The sequence below is a fragment of the Streptomyces gottesmaniae genome (assembly GCF_031845845.1).
Taxonomy (GTDB): domain Bacteria; phylum Actinomycetota; class Actinomycetes; order Streptomycetales; family Streptomycetaceae; genus Streptomyces; species Streptomyces akebiae.
Genome location: NZ_JAVRFJ010000038.1, coordinates 23,734 through 45,841 on the forward strand (window position 1 = coordinate 23,734; position 22,108 = coordinate 45,841).

General features: G+C 71.7%; 20 protein-coding genes, 1 pseudogene and 1 riboswitch. Of the genes and pseudogenes, 18 read left to right on the forward strand and 3 right to left on the reverse strand.

Annotated features, from left to right (window positions below):
* Positions 1-83 precede the first annotated feature (83 nt).
* The 9 genes and pseudogenes from rpe to RM704_RS33990 all read left to right on the forward strand — a co-directional run bounded on the left by rpe (position 84) and on the right by RM704_RS33990 (position 10,641).
* Complete coding sequence (rpe, locus tag RM704_RS33950) at positions 84-770, forward strand: ribulose-phosphate 3-epimerase (protein WP_033532548.1); 687 nt, start codon at positions 84-86, stop codon at positions 768-770.
* 137 nt (positions 771-907) lie between these two features.
* On the forward strand, positions 908-1,951 hold the full coding sequence (locus RM704_RS33955; RefSeq protein WP_033532547.1) for a sugar-binding transcriptional regulator: 1,044 nt from the start codon (positions 908-910) through the stop codon (positions 1,949-1,951).
* A gap of 400 nt (positions 1,952-2,351) precedes the next feature.
* Positions 2,352-3,794 (forward strand): GuaB1 family IMP dehydrogenase-related protein, encoded by a 1,443-nt coding sequence (locus tag RM704_RS33960; RefSeq protein ID WP_033532652.1) that lies wholly within the window; start codon positions 2,352-2,354, stop codon positions 3,792-3,794.
* Positions 3,795-4,114: 320 nt separating this feature from the next.
* Positions 4,115-5,581, forward strand: coding sequence for an amino acid permease (locus RM704_RS33965; protein WP_033532546.1), 1,467 nt, complete (start codon positions 4,115-4,117; stop codon positions 5,579-5,581).
* A 10-nt stretch (positions 5,582-5,591) separates the two neighbouring features.
* Complete coding sequence (locus tag RM704_RS33970; RefSeq protein WP_033532545.1) at positions 5,592-6,044, forward strand: Lrp/AsnC family transcriptional regulator; 453 nt, start codon at positions 5,592-5,594, stop codon at positions 6,042-6,044.
* A 168-nt stretch (positions 6,045-6,212) separates the two neighbouring features.
* Positions 6,213-6,398, forward strand: a pseudogene (locus tag RM704_RS45655) (TOBE domain-containing protein); the annotation flags it as partial.
* Positions 6,399-6,721: 323 nt separating this feature from the next.
* Positions 6,722-7,918, forward strand: coding sequence for an MFS transporter (locus tag RM704_RS33980; protein WP_033532543.1), 1,197 nt, complete (start codon positions 6,722-6,724; stop codon positions 7,916-7,918).
* A gap of 171 nt (positions 7,919-8,089) precedes the next feature.
* A complete protein-coding gene (locus RM704_RS33985; protein ID WP_033532542.1) occupies positions 8,090-8,878 on the forward strand; it encodes a carbon-nitrogen hydrolase family protein in 789 nt (262 codons plus the stop codon).
* A gap of 50 nt (positions 8,879-8,928) precedes the next feature.
* Positions 8,929-10,641: a flavin monoamine oxidase family protein gene (locus RM704_RS33990; RefSeq protein WP_033532541.1), complete on the forward strand. Its 1,713-nt coding sequence runs from the start codon at positions 8,929-8,931 to the stop codon at positions 10,639-10,641.
* 50 nt (positions 10,642-10,691) lie between these two features.
* On the opposite strand, the gene RM704_RS33995 is transcribed toward RM704_RS33990, so the two are convergent.
* Positions 10,692-11,465 carry a DUF5995 family protein gene (locus RM704_RS33995; protein ID WP_078937577.1) on the reverse strand — a complete coding sequence of 258 codons (774 nt, stop codon included), beginning with the start codon at positions 11,463-11,465 and terminating at the stop codon, positions 10,692-10,694.
* Positions 11,466-11,674: 209 nt separating this feature from the next.
* Here RM704_RS33995 and RM704_RS34000 point away from each other — a divergent pair, with 209 nt between their 5' ends.
* The gene (locus RM704_RS34000) at positions 11,675-12,853 is read left to right on the forward strand and encodes a glycoside hydrolase family 6 protein (protein ID WP_033532540.1); all 1,179 of its coding nucleotides are present in this window, start codon (positions 11,675-11,677) and stop codon (positions 12,851-12,853) included.
* An 86-nt stretch (positions 12,854-12,939) separates the two neighbouring features.
* Here RM704_RS34000 and RM704_RS34005 read toward each other — a convergent pair whose 3' ends face one another.
* Complete coding sequence (locus RM704_RS34005; protein ID WP_033532539.1) at positions 12,940-14,151, reverse strand: MFS transporter; 1,212 nt, start codon at positions 14,149-14,151, stop codon at positions 12,940-12,942.
* Between the two features lie 332 nt (positions 14,152-14,483).
* On the opposite strand from RM704_RS34005, the gene RM704_RS34010 reads away from it, so the two are divergent.
* Positions 14,484-15,698 carry an ROK family transcriptional regulator gene (locus RM704_RS34010; protein WP_033532538.1) on the forward strand — a complete coding sequence of 405 codons (1,215 nt, stop codon included), beginning with the start codon at positions 14,484-14,486 and terminating at the stop codon, positions 15,696-15,698.
* A gap of 9 nt (positions 15,699-15,707) precedes the next feature.
* Here the strand turns inward: RM704_RS34010 and RM704_RS34015 are convergent, their stop codons facing one another.
* On the reverse strand, positions 15,708-16,460 hold the full coding sequence (locus RM704_RS34015) for an SDR family oxidoreductase (protein WP_033532650.1): 753 nt from the start codon (positions 16,458-16,460) through the stop codon (positions 15,708-15,710).
* 421 nt (positions 16,461-16,881) lie between these two features.
* A riboswitch (FMN riboswitch) is annotated at positions 16,882-17,012 on the forward strand.
* Between the two features lie 155 nt (positions 17,013-17,167).
* Between RM704_RS34015 and RM704_RS34020 the strand changes: the two genes are divergently transcribed.
* From RM704_RS34020 to RM704_RS34050, 7 genes are all read left to right on the forward strand, one after another.
* Complete coding sequence (locus RM704_RS34020; RefSeq protein WP_033532537.1) at positions 17,168-17,788, forward strand: riboflavin synthase; 621 nt, start codon at positions 17,168-17,170, stop codon at positions 17,786-17,788.
* Entirely contained in the window at positions 17,785-18,417 is a 633-nt protein-coding gene (locus RM704_RS34025) for a nicotinamide mononucleotide transporter family protein (protein ID WP_033532536.1), read from the forward strand. The genes RM704_RS34020 and RM704_RS34025 overlap by 4 nt, the downstream gene beginning before the upstream one ends.
* The gene (locus RM704_RS34030; RefSeq protein ID WP_033532535.1) at positions 18,414-19,703 is read left to right on the forward strand and encodes a bifunctional 3,4-dihydroxy-2-butanone-4-phosphate synthase/GTP cyclohydrolase II; all 1,290 of its coding nucleotides are present in this window, start codon (positions 18,414-18,416) and stop codon (positions 19,701-19,703) included. Before RM704_RS34025 ends, RM704_RS34030 begins: the two co-directional genes overlap by 4 nt.
* Positions 19,704-19,754: 51 nt before the next feature.
* Positions 19,755-20,240 (forward strand): 6,7-dimethyl-8-ribityllumazine synthase, encoded by a 486-nt coding sequence (ribH, locus tag RM704_RS34035; protein ID WP_033532534.1) that lies wholly within the window; start codon positions 19,755-19,757, stop codon positions 20,238-20,240.
* 34 nt (positions 20,241-20,274) lie between these two features.
* Entirely contained in the window at positions 20,275-20,547 is a 273-nt protein-coding gene (locus RM704_RS34040; protein ID WP_033532533.1) for a phosphoribosyl-ATP diphosphatase, read from the forward strand.
* 62 nt (positions 20,548-20,609) lie between these two features.
* Positions 20,610-21,467 carry an ATP phosphoribosyltransferase gene (hisG, locus tag RM704_RS34045; RefSeq protein ID WP_033532532.1) on the forward strand — a complete coding sequence of 286 codons (858 nt, stop codon included), beginning with the start codon at positions 20,610-20,612 and terminating at the stop codon, positions 21,465-21,467.
* A 20-nt stretch (positions 21,468-21,487) separates the two neighbouring features.
* A complete protein-coding gene (locus RM704_RS34050) occupies positions 21,488-21,952 on the forward strand; it encodes a PH domain-containing protein (protein WP_033532531.1) in 465 nt (154 codons plus the stop codon).
* The last annotated feature ends 156 nt before the right edge of the window (positions 21,953-22,108 follow it).

Here is a 22,108-nt window from a genome sequence, read left to right on the forward strand (position 1 = left end):
ACCGAGGGCCCGCGGCCGGGATACCACCGTCCCCACGCGGTACCGATGCCCGCAACCCCTGGACGGCATGGCAGTCTTGGCCCATGGCCGCGCAGATCAACCCCAGCATCCTGTCCGCCGACTTCGCCCGTCTCGCCGACGAGGCGAAGGCGGTCGAGGGAGCCGACTGGCTCCATGTAGACGTGATGGACAACCATTTCGTCCCGAACCTCACGCTCGGTGTGCCGGTCGTAGAGTCCCTGGCCCGTGCGACGGAGACGCCGCTGGACTGCCATCTGATGATCGAGGCCCCCGATCGGTGGGCGCCCCAGTACGTGGAAGCAGGTGCCGGGTCCGTCACCTTCCACGCGGAGGCGGCCGCCGCACCGGTGCGGCTCGCCCGCGAGATCCGGGCCAAGGGTGCCAGGGCCTCCATGGCGCTCAGGCCCGCGACGCCGATCGAGCCGTTCGAGGACCTGCTGCCCGAGCTCGACATGGTGCTGATCATGACGGTCGAGCCGGGCTTCGGGGGCCAGGCCTTTCTCGACATCATGCTCCCGAAGATCCGCCGGACCCGCGAGTTGATCAGCAAGCACGGCCTCGACCTGTGGCTCCAGGTCGACGGCGGCGTCGCCGAGTCCACCATCGAGCGCTGTGCCGAGGCAGGCGCGGACGTCTTCGTCGCCGGTTCCGCGGTGTACGGGGCGGAGGATCCGGCCGAGGCGGTGCGGGCGCTGCGGGCGCGGGCGGAGGCCGTGACGGCGACCGCCGGCTGGGCCTGCGGCCACTGAATCACGGCGGTACGGCCGTGTGAACGCCGAGGCGGGCGGGGCACGTCGTGCGTCCAGAGGGCCAAGGAAACGTGAACGGCTTTCCTTCGGGCTGATCGAAAACGCCGGATCTGCAAGGATGAACGGCGTATCCATGTGTGAAGAGCAGTGAGGAGATGGCCGTGTCGGGTATGTCGGCGGGCCGATCAGCTATGCGGATGGGACCCGCTGAGCTGGTACAGGCGGCGGCCATGGCTCGCCGCTTCTACCTCGAGGGCAAATCCAAGATCCAGATCGCCGAGGAGTTCGGCGTGAGCCGCTTCAAGGTGGCCCGGGTCCTGGAGACCGCCCTCGAGCGGGATCTCGTACGTATCGAGATCCGCGTCCCCGCGGAACTGGACGCGGAGCGCTCCGACGCGCTGCGGGCCCGGTACGGGCTGCGGCACGCCGTGGTGGTGGAGTCCCCGGCCGACGCCGAGGAGTCGCCCGATCCGGAGAACCTCGGCGAGGTCGCCGCGGACCTGCTCGGCGAACTGGTCAACGAGGGCGATGTGCTCGGCCTCGCCTGGGGCCGCTCCACCATCCACATGGCGGCGGCTCTCGACCGGCTGCCGCCGTGCACGGTGGTGCAGCTGACCGGGGTGTACGACGCCGGGACCGCCGAGCGCGGCTCGGTCGAGGCGGTACGGCGGGCCGCGCAGGTGTCGGGCGGCGACGCCCACCCCATCTACGCGCCGATGCTGCTGCCGGACGCGGCCACGGCTGCCGCGCTGCGCCACCAGACCGGGATCGCGCGGGCCTTCGAGTACTTCGACAAGGTCACCGTCGCCTGTGTCTCCATCGGCTCCTGGGAGGCCGGCATCTCCACGGTGCACGACATGCTCAGCGACGAGGAGCGCGGCCACTACGCCTCCCTCGGGGTCGCCGCCGAGATGTCGGCGCACCTCTTCGACGCCGACGGCCGCCGGGTCGGGCGCGACCTCGGCGAACGGTGCATCACCGTCAAGGCCGACCAGCTCCGCCGGATCCCCGAGGTCGTCGCGATCGCGGGCGGGCAGCGCAAGGCGGCCGCGATCGACGCCGTCCTGCGCTCGGGGCTGGTCACCAGCCTCGTCACGGACACCTCGGCGGCGGACTACCTGCTGACGGCCGGGCAGACGCCGCGTCCGGCACTCAACCGGGCGGACCCCGACGGGCCGTAGCGCTCCGCCGGTGGCGGGGGGCGCGTGGTCGAGCGGAGCGGGGTCGGGGGAGAGCCGCGGATTCGTCATGGCTGGACGCGCGATTCCCCGCGCCCCTTCGGGGCCGCGCCACTCGATCGGGACGGTACGGAAACGACCGACGGCGCCCTCCTGGAGGCCCTGACCGCGGGCGGCGGGGCGCACATCCGGCTGGAGTTCGGCGGTGTCACCGACAAGCCCGGCCCTTCATGGATCGCTCCTTCGTGCTCGCTCTCGGAGGATCCTCCTAGGCAGCCCACCGCCCCTCTGGACGATCCGTCGGGGCCGCTCGTACCCGCCGACATGGGACAATGAAGTACGTGCTCTTCCCCCTGGCGGTCCTGTCAGGGGGTCACCTCTGATCGACTGGGATGTGCGGCACGTGCGTTTCCTCAATGACATCCAGCCCGCGTACGACCTGACGTACGACGACGTCTTCATGGTCCCGAGCCGTAGCGCCGTCGGATCGCGGCAGGGAGTGGACCTGGCCTCCCCGGACGGCACGGGCACCACCATCCCGCTCGTCGTCGCCAACATGACCGCCATCGCGGGCCGCCGGATGGCCGAGACGGTCGCCCGCCGCGGCGGGCTGGTGGTCATCCCGCAGGACATCCCGATCGAGGTCGTCACCGACGTCATCTCCTGGGTGAAGAGCCGCCACCTCGTCCTCGACACCCCGATCGTGCTGAACCCCCACCAGACGGTCGCCGACGCGCTGGCCCTGCTGCCGAAGCGCGCGCACAACGCCGGCGTCGTCGTCGACGAGGCGCTGCGGCCCGTCGGCGTCGTCACCGACGCGGATCTCACCGGCGTCGACCGCTTCACCCAGCTCGAAGTCGTCATGTCCCGGGACCTGTTGCTCCTCGACGCCGACATCGATCCCCGGGAGGCCTTCAACCGGCTCGACACGGCCAACCGCCGGTACGCGCCCGCCGTCGACAAGGACGGCCGTCTCGCGGGCATCCTGACCCGCAAGGGCGCGCTCCGCGCCACGCTGTACACCCCCGCCGTCGACGCCGACGGCAAGCTGCGCGTGGCCGCCGCCGTCGGCATCAACGGTGACTTCGTGGGCAAGGCCCAGCAGTTGCTCGACGCCGGCGTCGACACGCTCGTCATCGACACCGCGCACGGCCACCAGGAATCGATGATCAACGCGATCAAGCTGGTGCGCGACCTCGACCCCCGGGTGCCGATCGTGGCCGGCAACATCGTCGCCGCCGAGGGCGTACGGGACCTGATCGAGGCCGGTGCGGACATCGTCAAGGTCGGTGTCGGGCCGGGCGCGATGTGCACGACCCGCATGATGACCGGGGTCGGACGGCCGCAGTTCTCCGCCGTCCTGGAGTGCGCGGCCGAGGCGAAGAAGTACGGGAAGCACGTGTGGGCCGACGGGGGTGTGCGCCACCCCCGCGACGTCGCCATGGCGCTGGCCGCGGGCGCGTCCAACGTCATGGTCGGATCGTGGTTCGCGGGGACGTACGAATCACCGGGCGACCTGCAGCAGGACGCCGGCGGCCGGCTGTACAAGGAGTCGTTCGGAATGGCGTCCGCGCGGGCGGTCCGCAACCGTACGAGCGAGGAGTCGGCCTACGACCGGGCGCGCAAGGCGCTGTTCGAGGAGGGCATCTCGACGTCGCGGATGTTCCTGGACCCGGCGCGGCCCGGCGTCGAGGACCTGATCGACTCGGTGATCGCGGGAGTGCGGTCCTCGTGCACGTACGCCGGGGCCGGGTCCTTGGAGGAGTTCGCGGAGCGGGCGGTCGTGGGGATCCAGAGCGCGGCCGGGTACGCCGAGGGCAAGCCGCTGCACGCCAGCTGGAGTTAGGACGCCTTCGAGCTCGGGGCGCGTCGGGTTCCGGCGGGTGCGGGTCTCGTCGTCGCTGGTCGCACGGGTCCGCGCGGCCCTGGTTCCATCGACGCCGCGCAACGGCTTTGAGGCGGCGTGCAACGAAGCTCCGCGCACCGGCGAGTAACGCAACGATCTTGCGTCGGCGCGCAAGGTTGCCGCATTACGCTCGTGAAGCTCTGGCTCATAGGGTCAGGCGCTGTACGTGGCGTGGCGGGGACCTCCTGCTCGGTGGCCCCCTGCTGTCCGGTGCTGTCGGTCCTCACCCGCCCTGACCGGCAGCGATGAAGGAGCCACGCGTGCTCGACCAAGGCGCACCCCCGCAGCGAGAGAACCGGCCCGCCCCGCCGTCCGGAGGCGTCGGGGCGCGGCTGATGCGCCGCAAACCCGTGGAACGCCTGGTCGCGGAGGGTGGCCAGGGCGAGGGAGGGTCGCTGCGGCGCTCCCTCGGACTGTGGCAGCTGACGATGATCAGCATCGGTGCCACGCTCGGCACCGGCATCTTCGTCGTCCTCGGCGAGGCCGTCCCCAAGGCCGGTCCCGCCGTCACCCTCTCCTTCGTGATCGCCGGTCTCACCGCGCTGTTCTCCGCGCTGTCGTACGCGGAGCTGGCCGGCACCATCCCGGTCTCCGGGTCCTCGTACTCGTACGCGTACGCAACGATGGGCGAGCTGGTCGCGTGGGTCTGCGGCTGGTGTCTGGTGCTGGAGTACGGGGTGTCGGTGTCGGCCGTCGCCGTGGGCTGGGGCGAGTACCTCAACGAGCTGCTGGACGGAACCCTCGGCGTGACCATTCCGGCCGCGCTGTCCGCGCCGCCCGGCGACGGCGGGATCTTCAACCTGCCCGCGCTGATCGTCGTGCTGCTCGCGATGGCGTTCCTGCTGGGCGGGGCCCGGGAGTCCGCCCGGGCCAACACGATCATGGTCGTGGTGAAGATCGCCGCCCTGCTGCTCTTCTGCCTCATCGGCCTCCAGGGCTTCCGGTCCGGCAACTACGAGAACTTCATGCCGCTCGGCATGGCGGGCGTCAGCGCGGCCGGGGCCACCCTCTTCTTCTCGTACATCGGGTTCGACGCGGCCTCGACCGCCGGTGAGGAGGCGAAGGACGCGCAGCGCGACCTGCCGCGCGCGATCATGCTGTCGCTGATCATCGTCACCGCGCTGTACGTGCTGGTCGCCGCCGTCGCCATCGGGGCGCGGCCGTGGGAGCGGTTCGGCGAGTCCGAGGCCGCGCTCGCCGGGATCATGAAGGACGTCACCGGGGACGCGTTCTGGGGCACGCTGCTGGCGGCCGGGGCCGTCATCGCCATCGCCAGTGTGGTGCTCACCGTGCTGTACGGGCAGACCCGCATCCTGTTCGCCATGTCCCGCGACGGGCTCGTGCCCAAGGTGTTCTCGCGGGTCCACCCGAGGACCGGCACGCCGCGCGTCAACACCGTGATCGTCTCGCTGTTCTGCGGTGTCCTCGCCGCCGCGATCCCGCTCGGGCAGCTCGCCGACGCCACGAGCATCGGTACCTTGTTCGCGTTCGCGCTGGTCAACGTGGCGGTCGTGGTGCTGCGGCGGACGCGGCCGGACATGCCGAGGACCTTCCGGGTGCCGCTGTCGCCGGTGCTGCCCGCCCTGGGACTGGCGTTCTGCGTCTGGATGATGGGCAGCCTCGACACCGTGACCTGGGTCGTCTTCGGGGTCTGGATGGCCGCCGGGCTCGTGTTCTACTTCAGTTACGGTTACCGCCGTTCCCGTCTCGCGACTCCAGAGAAGTGATCCACCCGCAGTGCTGAACGATCTCGACGAACGCATCGTGCACGCCCTCGCCGAGGATGCCCGCCGCTCCTACTCCGACATCGGCCAACTCGTGGGACTCTCCGCGCCCGCGGTCAAGCGGCGGGTGGACCGGCTGCGGGCGACCGGGGCGATCACCGGCTTCACCGTCCGGGTGGACCCGGCCGCGCTCGGGTGGGAGACCGAGGGGTTCGTCGAGATCTACTGCCGGCGCAACACCTCGCCGGAGACGATCCAACGGGGGCTGGAGCGGTATCAGGAGGTCGTGGCCGCGTCCACCGTCACCGGCGAGGCCGATGCCCTGGTGCAGGTCTTCGCCTCGGACATGCGGCACTTCGAGCGGGTGCTGGAGCGCATCGCGGGGGAGCCGTTCGTCGAGCGGACGAAGTCGGTGCTGGTGCTGTCGCCCTTGCTGCGCAGGTTCTCGTCCGGCTCGCCCGCCTGAGCGTTCGGAGCGGCCGGTGCGTCGCCGGGTGGGGGTTCGCCGTGGCTGATCGCGCCCGTCGAGTTGTACGGCTGCCCGGCCACCGCCTCCGCCGCCGAGTTCGTCGGCACCTCGACCGTGGTCCCGTCCAGCCGGAGACGGTCACCGTGCGGCCGGACGACACCCTGTGACGCCGGGGTCGTCGCCACCGCGTTCCTCGGCGCCGCCACCCGCCTCACCGTTCGGCTCGCCGACGGCACCGAGGTCAAGGCCGACCTGCCCACCCACGATGCGGCGGCCCTCGGCGCCGGGTTCACCGTGACCGTGAGCCTCCCCGCGCGGCCGGTGCTCGTCGCCGCGCGCCCCACCCGCTGAGACACGGCCGCCCTGCCCCCCCCCACAACCGGGCTCCCGCCCTGACGCCCACGGAACCGACGCTCCACGGAACCGACGCCCCCACGGCAAGAGCGTCCCTTGTCCCGATCCGACTGGCCGTCGGACCACACCGCGGTGATCACCACGTTCGCGCTGGACCCCGTGGTCCGGGAGTGATCCCCGAAAACCCCCTGGGCCGGACGGGGCGGCCCGGCTAACATCGGTGCCATGACCTGGCGACATTGATCCACCCGCCGCGCCTCCCGAGGACCGCCTCGGACGCCGCTTCGACGACGTCCGATTCGCTCCTTCGGGAAGGCCTCATGACTCTCTCACCTGCGCGTGCGCCCGGTGTCGCGACCAGTGGTGTCCGGCGGCTCACGGCCACGCTGTACGGGTACGCGTTCCTCGACGACTTCGTGCTGCTCTACCCGGTGTACGCGCTGCTGTTCAGCGACACCGGGCTGTCGCTCTGGCAGATCTCCTCGCTGTTCGCCCTGTGGTCCGTCACCGGGATCGTGCTGGAGGTGCCGTCCGGCGCCTGGGCCGACGCCGTCTCCCGGCGTCTGCTGCTGTGGGTGGGGCCGCTGCTGACCGCCGTCGGCTTCGCGCTGTGGCTGATCGTGCCCTCGTACTGGGCCTTCGCCCTCGGGTTCGTCCTGTGGGGTGTGCGGGGCGCCCTCGGTTCCGGTGCGCTGGAAGCGCTGGTCTACGACGAACTCGACCGGCTGGGCGCGGCCGACCGGTACGCCCGGGTCGTCGGTCGGGCCCAGGCGGTCGGAATGGTCGCCGTGATGGCGGCGATGGCGCTGGCCGGACCGGTCCTCGACCTCGGCGGATACCCGGCCGTGGGCGCGGCGAGCGTCCTGGTCTGTGTGCTGACCTCGATGGCGGCCACGCGGTTCCCCGAACACCGGGAAGCGGTGCCGGGGCCGAAGCACGCCTCGACCCTCTCCACCCTGCGGGCGGGGCTCACCGAGGTCCGCCGGGACCGTTCCGTGCGCGGCGCGATGCTGCTCGTTCCGGCGGTCGGGGCGGTCTGGGGCGCGCTCGACGAGTACACGCCGTTGCTGGTCCGGGAGACCGGGGTGGCCGAGGAGACGGTGCCGTATCTGCTGCTGTTGATCTGGGTGGGGCCGGCGATCGGCAGCCTGCTGACCGGGGCGGGGGAGCGGCTGGGCACGGCCGGGCTGGGGGTGGTGCTGGCGGGCTCGGCGGTCGCGCTGGCCGTGGGGGCGCTGTTGGGCACCCCGGTCGGCATCGGGCTCGTCGCCGTCGCCTTCGGGGGCTTCCAGCTGGTCAATGTGCTCGCCGACGCGCGGTTGCAGGACCGGATCGAGGGGGCGCGGCGGGCGACGCTGACGTCCGTCGCGAGCATGGGGACCGAGACGGCGACGGTCGCCGTCTTCGCGGCCTACGCCGTGATCGGCGCGGGGCACGCGCACGGGGTCGCGTTCGCGGTCTTCGCGGTGCCGTATCTCGTGACGGCGGGTGTGCTGGTGGCGCGGAGGGGCGCGTAAGGGTGCCCATGGCTGGGGTGTGAGGGGCGCGCAACGAATCGTCGTGCGGTCCGTCCCGCACGCAACGAATCCCCCATCGGTGCGCAATGGCCGCCGCTTGTCCGGTTCGGCGCGGCGGCCGTACCGTCTTTCTGGCCCCCGAATCCCCCTTTGTCCCCGTGAGGAACACGCATGCGTACCGCCCTGCTCCAGAGCTCCGGCCAGCCCGGCTCGGTCGTCGGGAACCTGAAGGTGCTCGACGAGGCCGCGGGGCGGGCCGCAGAGGCGGGGGCGGGGCTGGTGGTGGCGCCGGAGATGTTCCTGACGGGGTACGCGATCGGGGACGACATCGCGCGGCTCGCCGAGGCGGCCGACGGCGAATCGGCCGACGCGGTCGCCGAGATCGCGGGGCGTCACGGGGTCGCGGTCGTCTACGGCTACCCGGAGCGCGCCGGTGAGGCGGTCCACAACTCGGCGCAGCTCGTCTCCGCCGACGGCGTCCGGCTGGCGAACTACCGCAAGACCCACCTCTTCGGCTGCTTCGAGCGCGACCACTTCACGCCGGGCGAGCGGAGCGTCGTCCAGGTCGAACTGGGCGGGCTCCGCGTCGGGATCCTGATCTGCTACGACGTGGAGTTCCCGGAGAACGTCCGCGCCCACGCCCTCGCCGGCACGGATCTGCTGGTGGTGCCGACGGCCCAGATGCATCCGTTCCAGTTCGTCGCCGAGTCGATGATCCCGGTGCGGGCCTTCGAGAGCCAGATGTACGTCGCGTACGTCAACCGGGTCGGCCGCGAAGGGGAGTTCGACTTCGTCGGGCTCTCCACGCTGGCCGGGCCGGACGGGATCGCGCGCACCCGCGCCGGACGCGGGGAGGACCTCGTCCTCGCCGACGTCGACCCCGCCTTCCTCGCGGCCTCCCGCGAGGCGAACCCGTATCTCCAGGACCGTCGCCCCGGGCTCTACGGCTCCCTCGTCTGAGCCCCGCCCCCACTTCGCACACCCGTTTCGCCGCAAGGAGCCCGTACCCCATGACGTCCACCGTGCCCAACGCCGTCGAGCACGCAGACGAGCAGCAGCCGCCGATCACCATGTTCGGCCCGGACTTCCCGTACGCGTACGACGACTTCCTGGCCCACCCGGCCGGTCTGGGTCAGATACCGGCCACCGAGCACGGCTGTGAGGTCGCGGTCATCGGTGGCGGACTGTCCGGCATCGTGGCGGCGTACGAGCTGATGAAGATGGGGCTCAAGCCGGTCGTCTACGAGGCCGACCGGATCGGCGGGCGCCTGCGGACGGTCGGTTTCGACGGGTGCGATCCCTCGCTCACCGCCGAGATGGGGGCGATGCGCTTCCCGCCGTCCTCCACGGCTCTGCAGCACTACATCGACCTGGCGGGTCTGGAGACCCGCCCGTTCCCCAACCCCCTCGCGGAGGCCACGCCGTCGACCGTCGTCGACCTCAAGGGCGAGTCCCACTACGCCGAGACCATCGACGACCTGCCCCAGGTCTACCGGGACGTGGCCGCCGCCTGGAAGGCCTGCCTCGAAGAGGGCGCCGACTTCTCCGACATGAACCGGGCGCTGCGCGAGCGGGACGTGCCGCGCATCCGGGAGATCTGGGCGAAGCTCGTCGAACGGCTCGACAACCAGACCTTCTACGGCTTCCTCTGCGACTCCGAGGCCTTCAAGTCCTTCCGGCATCGCGAGATCTTCGGCCAGGTCGGCTTCGGCACCGGCGGCTGGGACACCGACTTCCCCAACTCCATCCTGGAGATCCTGCGCGTCGTCTACACCGAGGCCGACGACCACCACCGCGGCATCGTCGGCGGCAGCCAGCAACTCCCGCTGCGGCTCTGGGAGCGCGAGCCCGAGAAGATCGTGCACTGGCCGTACGGCACCTCGCTGAGGTCCCTGCACGCCGACGGGGAGCCGCGGCCCGCCGTGACCCGGCTCCAGCGGACCGCCGGCAACCGGATCACCGTGACGGACGCCAACGGTGACATCCGGACGTACCGCGCGGCGATCTTCACCGCCCAGTCCTGGATGCTGCTGTCGAAGATCGCCTGCGACGACTCGCTCTTCCCGATCGACCACTGGACGGCCATCGAGCGGACCCATTACATGGAGTCCAGCAAGCTCTTCGTCCCCGTCGACCGGCCGTTCTGGCTCGACAAGGCCGTCGACGACCAGGGGAATCCGACGGGCCGTGACGTCATGTCGATGACGCTCACCGACCGTATGACGCGCGGGACCTACCTCCTCGACGACGGCCCGGACAGGCCCGCCGTCATCTGCCTCTCCTACACCTGGTGCGACGACAGCCTGAAGTGGCTGCCGCTGTCGGCGAACGAGCGGATGGAGGTCATGCTGAAGTCGCTCGGCGAGATCTATCCGAACGTCGACATCCGCAGCCATGTCATCGGCAACCCGGTGACCGTCTCCTGGGAGAACGAGCCCTACTTCATGGGCGCGTTCAAGGCGAACCTGCCCGGCCACTACCGCTACCAGCGGCGCCTGTTCACCCACTTCATGCAGGACCGGCTGCCCGACGACAAGCGGGGCATCTTCCTCGCCGGCGACGACATCTCGTGGACGGCCGGCTGGGCGGAGGGCGCGATCCAGACCGCGCTCAACGCGGTCTGGGGGGTCATGCACCACTTCGGCGGCACCACGGACGCGACCAACCCCGGTCCTGGAGACGTCTACGACACGATCGCCCCCGTCGAACTCCCGGAGGACTAGGGCGTTTCGATGTCGTACCGCCGCCTCTTCCCCGGTCGAACGTCTGACGTTCACATGAGGGGGCGGCAGTCGGCCCGCTCGGGCATCGGGGTCAGCAGCATGCGGCCCGCGAGGCCCACCGCCGCGTCCAGCCGGTGGGCGAACTCCTCGGCCAGATCGGGCAGCGCACGCAGCGCCCACAGCGCGCGGGCGGCCGACCAGCTGGCCTCGCGCGCGCGTTCCAGGCTCCACGCGCCGAGCAGATGGGTGAGCGGATCGGCGATCTGGAGAAGATCGGGACCCGGCATCAACTCCTCGCGGATACGTTCCTCCAGCGAGACGAGGACGTCGCCCACCTGCTCGAACTCATCCTCCAGATCGGCCGGTTCGCAGCCGAGCGTACGACAGGTGTCCACGAGCGCCAGCGCGAGATCGTGCCCGATGTGCGCGTTGATGCCGCAGAGGGCGAACTGCAGCGGCCGTACCCCGGGATGGCGCCGGAACTGCAGCAGCGGCCGCCAACACGCGGGTGCGCGGCCGCCCTCGGCGACCCTCAGATACCGCTCGGCGAAGAGCACGTCCAGGGTGATCGCGGCCTCGGCGTCCGGGAAGTGACCCGTGTCCAGGCGCCGCCCGATGGCTTCCGTGACGGCGAGGTAGACGCCGTTGAAGACGGCGATCCCGTCCCGCTCGGGAAGGGCCGCGTCCACGGCGCGCATACGGGAGACGACCGTGTCCACGGCGCCGGCCCGGGCTGCCGTGTCCGCCGCCTCCCTCACCTCGACCAGGTCCACGGAGGTGTCCGTCGAGTCCACGGAATTGGTGAATTGTTCCCACTGCGCCATAGGGGGCAGGGTCGCAGGCCTACGCTGGCACCGGTGCCGCCGTGCCCGGCGCGTCCCCGGAACGGGGTAACGCGGGCGCGGCGGGAAGTGCCGGGAAGCCGACGGAGCGCGGTCCGGGGAGCAGGGGGGAGCACCACGTGTCAGGCTCACGCGCCCAACGTCTGGCCGCACGCCGAGCCGAACGCCGGCGGGCGGCGAGGCGCAGCGCCATGACGGCTGCGGCAGCGGTCTTGGCCGTCGTCGGGACGATCACCGGCATGGTGGCGGCGATGGGCGGTGAGAGAACCGCCGACGAGGCCCGGCCGCTGACGAGCCGCTCAGGGGCCCTGCCGTCCGACCCCGCCACCCTCTCCAACCCTTCCGGTCTTTCCGGGCCGACCCGAAAGGCGGGGCCGGCTCCGGACGGCCCCTCCCCGCGGCGGACCTCGCCGCCGCCCTCGAACTCGCCGGGCGCCTCGACGAAGGCCGGCGTGCGGCCCTCGGCGGAGCGGACCGGACGGCGTGCGGCGCCCGGGACCGGCCCCGGCGTGCTCTACCGCCATCCCGACTCCCAGGTCCTCGACTGGGTCCGTGACCACCCCGGCGACCCGCGCAGCGCCGCCATCGGGACCGGCATCGCCGACCGGCCCGCCGCCGTCTGGTTCACCGACCCCACGCCCGCCGTCGTCACCGCGCGGGTCGCGGCGGTCGCCTCCGGGGGAGCCGCGCGGGACCAGGTACCGGTCCTCGTGGCGTACGCGATCCCCGACCGTGACTGCGGCGGTGCCTCGCAGGGCGGGGCGCGGAGCCTGGACGCGTACGACGCCTGGATCGACGCGTTCGCCGCCGGACTCGGCTCGGACGACGTCATCGTGATCCTGGAACCGGACGCGATCGCCCAGTCCGACTGTCTCTCCGCCGACGGCCGCGCCGACCGCTTCGCCTCGCTCGCCCGCGCGGGGAGGGTCGTCAAGGCGGCCAACCCGGACGCCCGCGTCTACCACGACGCCGGGCACTCGGAATGGAACACCCCGGGCAAGCAGGCCGCGCTCCTGCGACAGGCGGGCGCCGCCGACCCCGCCGGCTCCGACGGCGTCTTCAGCAACGTGTCGAACTTCAACCGCACGGCAGCGGAGGTCGCCTACACCCGTCGGGTCCTCGACGCCCTCGGCGCTCCCGCCGGTCTCGGCGCCGTCATCGACACCAGCCGCAACGGCAACGGCGCCCCGGCCGACGGCGAGTGGTGCGACCCCAGCGGCCGTGGCCTCGGCCGCCCGCCCACCCTCACCACCGGCGAGCCCGGCGTCCACGCCTACCTGTGGGTGAAACTGCCCGGCGAGTCCGACGGCTGCCGGGGGCGGGCGGGGACGTTCTCACCGGGGTACGCGTACGAGCTGGCACGTGGGTGAGCGGGCCGGTGGCGGGGTGGGAGGCGAGCGGCGTTCGGTGGTGGGGCCGGTGAGGCGGGGAGGGCCGCCGGTCGGGGGCGGCCGGATCAGGACTTCGGATCGGGAAGCGTCACGTTCGGCCGGGACACCTGGGGGCGGTCCTTCTCGCTGGTGCGCAGGACGCCCGCGAAGGCGACCAGGCCGCACGCCAGCACGGTCACCAGGCCGAACGACACGACCAGGCTGGTCAGTTGCGCCAGACCGCCGATCGCGCTCGGCGCGACGAGCCCGGAGGTGTACGTGATGGTCGCGACTCCCGCGATGGCCTGACTGGGGTTCGGCCCGCTGCGTCCGGCGGCGGCGAAGCAGAGCGGTACGACGACCGCGATGCCGAGGCCCATCAGGGCGAACCCGGCCATCGCGACCGCCGGCTCGTTCGCGACGACGATGAGGACTCCGCCGACCGCGGCCAGGACACCACTGGCCCGGACGGTACGGACCGAGCCGAAGCGGTCGACCACCGAGTCGCCCGCCAGCCGGGCCACCGCCATGGTCAGCATGAACCCGGTGGTGCACGCCGCCGCGAGCCCCGCCGAGGTCTCCAACTGGTCCCGCAGATAGACCGCCGACCAGTCCAGGGCCGCCCCCTCCGCGAACACTGCGCAGAACCCGACCGCGCCGATCAGCAGCGCCGACTTCGGCGGCAGCGCGAACCGGGGCGGCGGCTCCTCGTCCTCGGTGGGCCGCAGATCCAGTACCCACTGGCAGGCGACCAGCCCGAGGGCGGTGAGCGCGACCGCCGCGAGCGCGTGGTGCAGCCGGGCGTCCGACCCGAGGTGCGCGGCGAGGGTGCCGCCCGCCGAGCCGACGAGGGCGCCCGCACTCCACATGCCGTGCAGGCCCGACATGATCGACTTCCCGAGGCGGCTCTCGACCTCGACGCCGAGCGCGTTCATGGCGACGTCCGCCATGCCGGCCGAGGCCCCGTACACGAACAGCGCGAAGCAGAGCGTCCAGAGGTTCGGCGCGAGGGAAGGCAGGACCAGCGCGAGCGTCCACAGCGAGAGCAGTCCGCGCAGCGCCGTACGGGCGCCGAAGCGGTGACTGATCCGGCCCGCGAGCGGCATCGCCAGCGAGGCGCCGATCGCCGGGAAGGCCAGGGCGAGACCCAGCTGGCCCGCGCTGACCCCCGCATGGTCCTGGATCCACGGCACGCGGGTCGCGAACGAGCCGGTGACGGCGCCGTGCACCGCGAACACGGCCGCCACGGCGTACCGTGCCCGCCTCACTTCGCGCTGCTCGTAGATCACCGCACTCATTCTCCGCCTCCCTGAATCCTCATCCTCGGCGCGCCGCGAGGGCGCCGCGCCCGCTTGCGCTCCGCCATGAGAGCACCGACGCTCGCCCGCGGCCGCCGTGTCGGACGGCGGCCCGCTCGACCTGAGCCGTCCTGGGACGGCGGTGCGCCCGGCCCTGGCTCAGTCACCCGGCCGCACGGCCCTCCGGTTTCCACGAAGTCCTCGGCCCACGCGGACCGGTAGCGCTGACGTAAACTATCAGGAACCCTGCCTGATAGATAGGGAGCCGAGGCGGAGAGCACGCGCCCAGGGTCGAGCGCCCGGCCGTGCCGCCTATCTGGGAGGATCCCGCCATGCCCGCATCACCCAGCACCGCCCGAGCCATCAACGACCGGCTCGCCCTGCGGCTGCTGCAGCAGGAAGGGCCGCTGACGGCAGGCCAGTTGAAGCAGCTCACCGGTCTGTCGCGGCCCACCGTCGCCGACCTGGTGGAGCGCCTCACGGTCGCCGGGCTGATCGAGGTGGTGGGGGAGTCAGGGGAGCAGCGGCGCGGGCCCAACGCCCGCGTTCACGGCATCGTCGCGGACCGCGCGCACCTCGCCGCGCTCGATGTGCGCACCGAGGGGGTCTCGGTCGTCGTGGCCGACCTGATCGGTACGGAGCTGGCGCGGGCGTCCGTCCCGATCGCGGACGACGCCGGCACCGGGCCCGCGGTGGAACAGGCGGTCGCCCTGGTCGAGCGCGCCGCCAAGGAGGCGGGCGCCGACCGGCTGCACACGGTGGCGGTCGGCGCCCCCGGTCTGATCGACCCGGCCACCGGCGAACTCCGCGACTCCAGCGGCCTCCCCGCATGGCATCGACGCCTGGTCGCCGCCCTCGGTGAACGGCTCCCCGCCCGCGTCCTCGTGGAGAACGAGACCAACCTCGCCGCACTCGCCGAACAGCGCGACGGCGCCGCCCGCGACCGCGACACCTTCGTCCTCCTCTGGCTGGGCCTCGGCACCGGCGCCGCCGTGGTCCTCGACGGCCACCTCCGGCGCGGTGCCTCCGGCGGCACCGGAGAGATCGGCTTCCTCCCCGTCCCGGGGACGGCCACGGTCCCCTCGGCTGTCGACTGCGAGGGCGGCTTCCACTCCCTCGGTGGCGCGGCGGCGGTGGTCGCGCTGGCCGCCGCGCACGGCCTCACGGCCGAGGCCGCGACGCACGAGCCGTACGCCGCGACGCTGGTGCGCGCGGCGGCGACCGCCCTCACGGCGGGCGGCGCGGCGAACTCGTCGACGCCCACCCCTCACACCGCCTTCCTCGACGCCCTCGCCGACCGCCTGGCCATCGGCGTGGCCTCGGTCGTCGCCGTGCTCGACCCCGGTTGTGTGGTGCTCGGGGGTGAGGTCGGGCAGGCCGGAGGTGAGGAGCTCGCCGTCAGGGTGGGGAGGCGGCTGGCGGCGATGTCGCCGCTGCCGACCGAGGTCAGGGCCGGCGGCCTCGGCGGGGCCGCCGTACTGCGCGGCGCGCTGCTGATGGCCCGGGAGACGGCCCAGGACGACTTGTTCGGACCGCCCGCGCGGTAGCTCGGACGGTCAGCCCGGCCTCGCCCCGAACCGCTGCTCCAGGTACTCCGCGAACGTCCCCCGCCCCACGGCCCGCCCCGGGGTGAGGTGACCGCCGTCTCTGAAGCCCCGGTAGGCCTTGCCGAACAGGGGGACGTTCAGGAGGGGGCGGCGGCGACCGGTGGCCGTCAGGTAGGCGCGGGCCAGCTGGGGGAAGGTGAGGATCTCGGGGCCGCCCATGTCGTCGACGCGGCCGGCGGGGGCGCCCACGGCCAGTTCCGCCAGACGGTCCGCGACCTCGGTGACGGCGACGGGCTGGTCGCTCACCCCGGCGGGGAGCATCATGACCGGCGGCTTGGAGAGACTCTGGAAGAGCAGCACGAGAAGATCGTGGAACTGGGTGGCGCGCAGGATCGTCCAGCCGAGGCCGGACCCCTCGACCAGCTGCTCGACGGCCAGCTTGGACCGGTAGTAGCCGAGCGGCACCCGGTCCACGCCGACGATCGAGATGTAGACCAGATGGCGTACCCCGGCCCGCCGCGCCGCCTCGATCAGATGCTCCGCCGCCCTCTCGTCGCCCCCGCGCGGCGAGGTCGCACAGTGCACGATCGTGTCCACCCCCGCCACCGCCGCGTCCAGCCCGCTCCCGCCCGCGACGAGATCGACGGCGTACGTCCCCGCGTGCCGGCTGAGCACCCGCACGTCGTGTCCGTCCGCCCGCAGCCGTCGGGTGACCGGCCGGCCGAGGACACCGGTGCCACCGGTCACCAGGATCGTGGTCATGCTGTCCATCCCCTTCGCGTCGACGAGTGGCGTCGACGAGTCGCGTCGACGGGAACGGGCGCGGCGGAAAGCGATCGGAACCGCCCCGCTCGGCTGCCGTCCCGCGACTCCAGCTTGCGGCTCCCGGCCCGGGCCGGCAGCGCGGGGGACCCGGCGGCGGGGCAAGGGCCGTCGTCACCGCCGCCGGGCCGTTCGAGGCGGGTACCGCGACGGCAGACTTTAAAAGGACTAGACCAAGCTGGTCAATGGTCGTGACCCCTTCGAGTGGAGTCCCCGTCACGGAAGTTGACCCTTGGTCAGTAATAGCCGAAACCCGTCGCTGCCCGCCGGAGAAGTCCAGCGATGTCGTCTGTGAGCCACCCCACAGCCCTCACCCGCATGGGTGCAGACCGGGCGTGGCAGACTGGCCCTGTACCAGAAGCAGCGCACTCCGGGGTCGGTGAAAGTCCGAACCGGCGGTTACAGTCCGCGACCCGGTCGCTTCCAGCGGCCGGTTGACCAGGTGAAATTCCTGGACCGACGGTTAAAGTCCGGATGGGAGGCAGTGCGCGGCGGGCGGGCATTCGTGCGCGCCGCCGTCTGTTTTTGGCCCACCTCGACAGGGGTGGGTCTTTCACACGGCGTCGCTCCCTGTGCCGTGGTCCGCTCTGTCTGTCGTCTTCGACAGCCCCGGAGTCCGTGCCCCATGAGGCAGGAGGACCCGGGAAGTGTTCACCGGAATCGTCGAAGAACTGGGTGAGGTCACCGCCGTCGAGAATCTCGGCGACTCCTCCCGCTTCCGTCTGCGCGGCGCCGTCGTCACCCAGGGCGCGAAGCACGGCGACTCCATCGCCGTCAACGGCGTCTGTCTCACGGTCGTGGAGCACGAGGACGACTGGTTCACCGCCGACGTCATGGCGGAGACCCTCGAACGCTCCAGCCTCGGCGCCCTCGGCGTCGGCTCCCGCGTCAACCTCGAACGCCCGATGGCCGTCGGTGAGCGCCTCGGCGGGCACATCGTGCAGGGGCACGTCGACGGCACGGGCCAGGTCATCGAGCGCAAGCCGTCCGAGAACTGGGAGATCGTCAAGATCTCGCTCCCGGCGGACCTCACCCGGTACGTGGTCGAGAAGGGCTCCATCACCGTCGACGGCATCAGCCTCACCGTCGTCGACGCCGGCTCCGACCACTTCACCGTCAGCCTCATCCCGACCACGCTCGACCTGACCACCCTCGGCCGCAAGCAGCCCGGCGACCCGGTGAACCTGGAGGTCGACGTCATCGCCAAGTACGTCGAGCGCCTGCTGGGCAGCCAGGGGGCGGCGGGCACCCGGGGAGCGGGGCAGTGAACTCCCTGAACACCGTCGCCTTCACCGCCTTCGGCCAGCAGATCCTGTGGTCGGACATGATCGGCAACATCCTCGGGCTGATCGCCCTCGCCCTCGGCGCGATCCGCTCCCTCTGGAACTGGCCCGTGCAGTTCCTCTCCGGCCTGGTCCTCTTCGGCGCCTTCGTCGGCCACCTCACCGGCAGCGCCGGCAAGCAGGTCATCGTCATGGCCGTGGCCGCGTACGGCTGGTGGCAGTGGAACCGTACGAAGGGGCAGTCCGCGGACGGCGCCATCACCCCGCGCTTCGCCACCTGGCGAGAGCGCGGCTACCTGGTCGCCGGCGCCGTGCTCGGCACCCTCGCCGTCGGTGGCCTCTTCACCGCCTTCCCGACCCTGTCCTGGGACCCGTGGCCGGACGCCTACATCTTCACCGGCACCATCGTCGCCATGTACGCCCAGGCGCGCGGCATGGTCGAGTTCTGGTTCGCCTGGCTGCTCGTCGACCTCGTCGGCGTACCCCTCAACTTCGCCAACGGTTACGCGTTCTCCGGTTTCGTCTACATCATCTACGGCGCGCTCGTCCTGTGGGGCATGCGCGACTGGTGGCTGCGCTCCCGCAAGCCCGCCCTGGAAGGAGCTCCCGCATGAGCACGGCGCCGATCCTGTACAGCACCGACGGCATCGAGGACTTCGGGCTCGACCCGATCGAGCAGGCCATCGCCGACATCGCGGCGGGCCGGCCCGTCGTGGTCGTGGACGACGAGAACCGCGAGAACGAGGGCGACCTCGTCATCGCCGCCGAGAAGGCGACCCCCGAGATCATCGCCTTCATGATGAGCGAGTGCCGCGGCATGATCTGCGCCCCCATGGAGGGCGAGGAACTGGACCGGCTCGAACTGCCGCAGATGGTGCAGCAGAACACCGAGTCCATGCGCACCGCCTTCACCGTCACCGTCGACGCCGGCCCTCAGCACGGCGTGACCACCGGTATCTCCGCATCCGACCGGGCGACCACCCTCCAACTCCTGGCGAGCGGCACCGCCGAGCCCGGCGACTTCGTCCGCCCCGGCCACATCTTCCCGCTGCGCGCCCGCACCGGCGGGGTGCTCGTGCGCGACGGCCACACCGAGGCCGCCGTCGACCTCGCCCGCCTCGCGGGCCTGCGTCCGGCCGGCGCGATCGTCGAGATCGCCGGCGAGGACGGCCGCATGCTGCGCCTGCCCGAGCTGATCCCGTTCGCCCGCAAGCACGGCCTGACGATCATCTCCATCGAGGACCTGATCGCCTACCGCCGCGACTCCGAGCCCACCGTCAGGCGCGAGGCGAAGACCCAACTCCCCACCGCCTTCGGTGACTTCACGGCCTACGGCTACCGCTCCACGGTCGACGGCGTCGAACACGTCGCCCTCGTCCACGGCGAGATCGGCGACGGCGAGGACGTCCTCGTCCGTGTCCACTCCGAATGCCTCACCGGCGACATCTTCCACTCGCTGCGCTGCGACTGCGGCCCCCAGCTGCAGACCTCCCTCCAACGCATCGCCACCGAGGGCCGGGGGATCGTCGTCTACCTGCGCGGCCACGAGGGCCGCGGCATCGGACTGCTGTCCAAGCTGCGCGCGTACGAACTGCAGGAGCTCGGCCGTGACACCCTCGACGCCAACCTGGAGCTGGGCCTGCCCGCCGACGCCCGCGACTACGGGGCCGGGGCGCAGATCCTGCGGGACCTGGGTGTGCGCAGTCTGCGCCTGATGACCAACAACCCCGAGAAGACCGACGCCCTCGTCCGGCACGGCCTCGACGTCACCGACCGCGAGCCGATGCCCGTCCGCGCGGGCGAGCACAACCTCCGCTACCTGCGCACCAAGCGGGACCGGATGGGCCACGACCTGCCCTGGCTGGACACGACCACCGCGTCCACCTGCGGCAACCAGTAAGACCAGCGAGTACGACTTTCAAGCACGGCGTTTTCAGAACCAAGGAGCAACGTGAGCGGCAAGGGCGCACCCGAACTGTCCGTACGCAACTGCGGCGACCTGCGCGTCGCGGTCATCGCGGCCCAGTGGCACGAGAAGGTGATGGACGGCCTCGTCGAGGGCGCCCTGCGTGCCCTGCGCGACCTGGGCATCGACGAGCCGACCCTCCTGAGGGTCCCCGGCAGCTGGGAACTCCCCGTCGTCGCCAAGGTCCTGGCCGGCCGCGGCTACGACGCGATCGTCGCCCTCGGTGTCGTCATCCGCGGCGGCACCCCCCACTTCGAGTACGTGTGCCAGGGCGTCACCCAGGGCCTCACCCAGGTCTCCGTCGACACCGGAGTCCCCGTCGGCTTCGGCGTACTCACCTGCGACACCGAGGAGCAGGCCCTGGACCGGGCGGGCATCGAGGGCTCGAACGAGGACAAGGGCCACGAGGCGGTGACGGCGGCGGTGGCGACCGCGGCCACCCTCCGCTCAGTATCTGAACCCTGGCGATGAGGCAGGGGCGGTTGCGCGTAGGCTGAGCCTCACCATGTCCAAGAAGACGTTCGAGGAGCTGTTCGCCGAGCTCCAGCACAAGGCCGCCACCGGCGACCCCGCCACTTCCCGCACCGCTGAGCTGGTCGAGAAGGGCGTCCATACCATCGGCAAGAAGGTCGTCGAAGAGGCCGCCGAGGTCTGGATGGCCGCCGAGTACGAGGGCAAGGAAGCAGCCGCCGAGGAGATCTCGCAGCTGCTCTACCACGTCCAGGTGATGATGGTCGCCCGCGGCATCTCCCTGGACGACGTGTACGCCTACCTCTGAGCCGTACCCCGCACACCACGCTGTACGAATCCGTACGAAACCGAACGAAGGAAGCTCGCCTCATGCTGCGCATCGCCGTCCCCAACAAGGGTTCCCTGTCCGGACCTGCGGGGGAGATGCTGCATGAGGCCGGCTACCAGCAGCGCCGGGAGTCCAAGGAGCTTCGGATCGTCGACCCGGCCAACGAGGTGGAGTTCTTCTACCTCCGCCCCCGCGACATCGCGATCTACGTCTCCTCCGGCCGCCTCGACATCGGCATCACCGGCCGGGACCTGCTCATCGACTCCGGCGCCAAAGCCGAGGAGATCCTCCCGCTCGGCTTCGCCCGCTCCACCTTCCGCTTCGCCTCCAAGCCGGGAACGGCGAACGGCGTCGCCGACCTCAAGGGCAAGACGGTCGCCACGTCCTACGAGGGCATCGTCGCCGGACACCTCGCGGACAACGGCATCGACGCCTCGGTGGTCCACCTCGACGGAGCCGTCGAGACCGCCATCGAACTGGGCGTCGCCGAGGTCATCGCCGACGTCGTCGAGACCGGCACCTCCCTGCGGAACGCCGGCCTGGAGGTCTTCGGCGAGCCGATCATGAAGTCCGAGGCCGTCGTCATCCGCCGCGTCGACGCCGACACGTCCTCGGAGAACGAGCCCAAGGTGCAGCAGTTCCTGCGTCGCCTCCAGGGTGTCCTCGTGGCCCGGACCTACGTGATGATGGACTACGACTGCCGCGTCGAGCAGTTGGAGAAGGCCGTCGCCCTCACGCCGGGCCTGGAGTCCCCGACCGTCTCGCCGCTGCACAACGAGGGCTGGGTCGCCGTCCGGGCGATGGTCCCGGCCAAGGAGGCCCAGCGGATCATGGACGACCTCTACGACATCGGCGCCCGGGCCATCCTGACCACCGCCATCCACGCCTGCCGCCTCTGACGGCCGGGGAGTCGTACGTCATGCCGGACCAGTCCGCCCTGCCCGCCCTGCCCGTCACTTTTCGGCCGAGCCGTACCCGGGCCGTGCTGCTGACCGCCGCGGGCGCGATCTTCGTGGTCATCACGGTCGTCGCGCTGCTGCTGCCCACGCTCGGCCCGGGGGAGCGGCTCAGCTTCGTCTTCACGGCGGCCATGCTCGCCGGGGTGCTGTGCATGCTGTCCCGGCCCAAGGTGGTCGCCGACGAGTCGGGGGTGACCGTCGTCAACATCACCGCCAGGCGGCAGTTGGGCTGGGCGGAGATCGTGCAGGTGAACCTGCGGGTCGGCGACCCCTGGGTCTTCCTCGACCTCACCGACGGCACCAGCCTGCCCGCGCTCGGCATCCAGCCGGGCATCGCCAAGCAGCGCGCCATCGAGGACGCCCGGACGCTTCGGGCGCTGGTGGAGGACCGCTCGGTCGCCGATCCCGAGCAGCGCCGGGGCTGAGCCGACACGACGGCCGGGACGGCCCCGGACCCGCGTCGGGGACGCTCCCGGACAAGATCAGGGCCGACTCGTGGCCGTCGCCCCTGCCGCACCGGCCCCTGTCTTGATTAATCTGTTTGCGGAGGCGTTTTCGTTGCGCCTCCGCCTCTGTCGTTC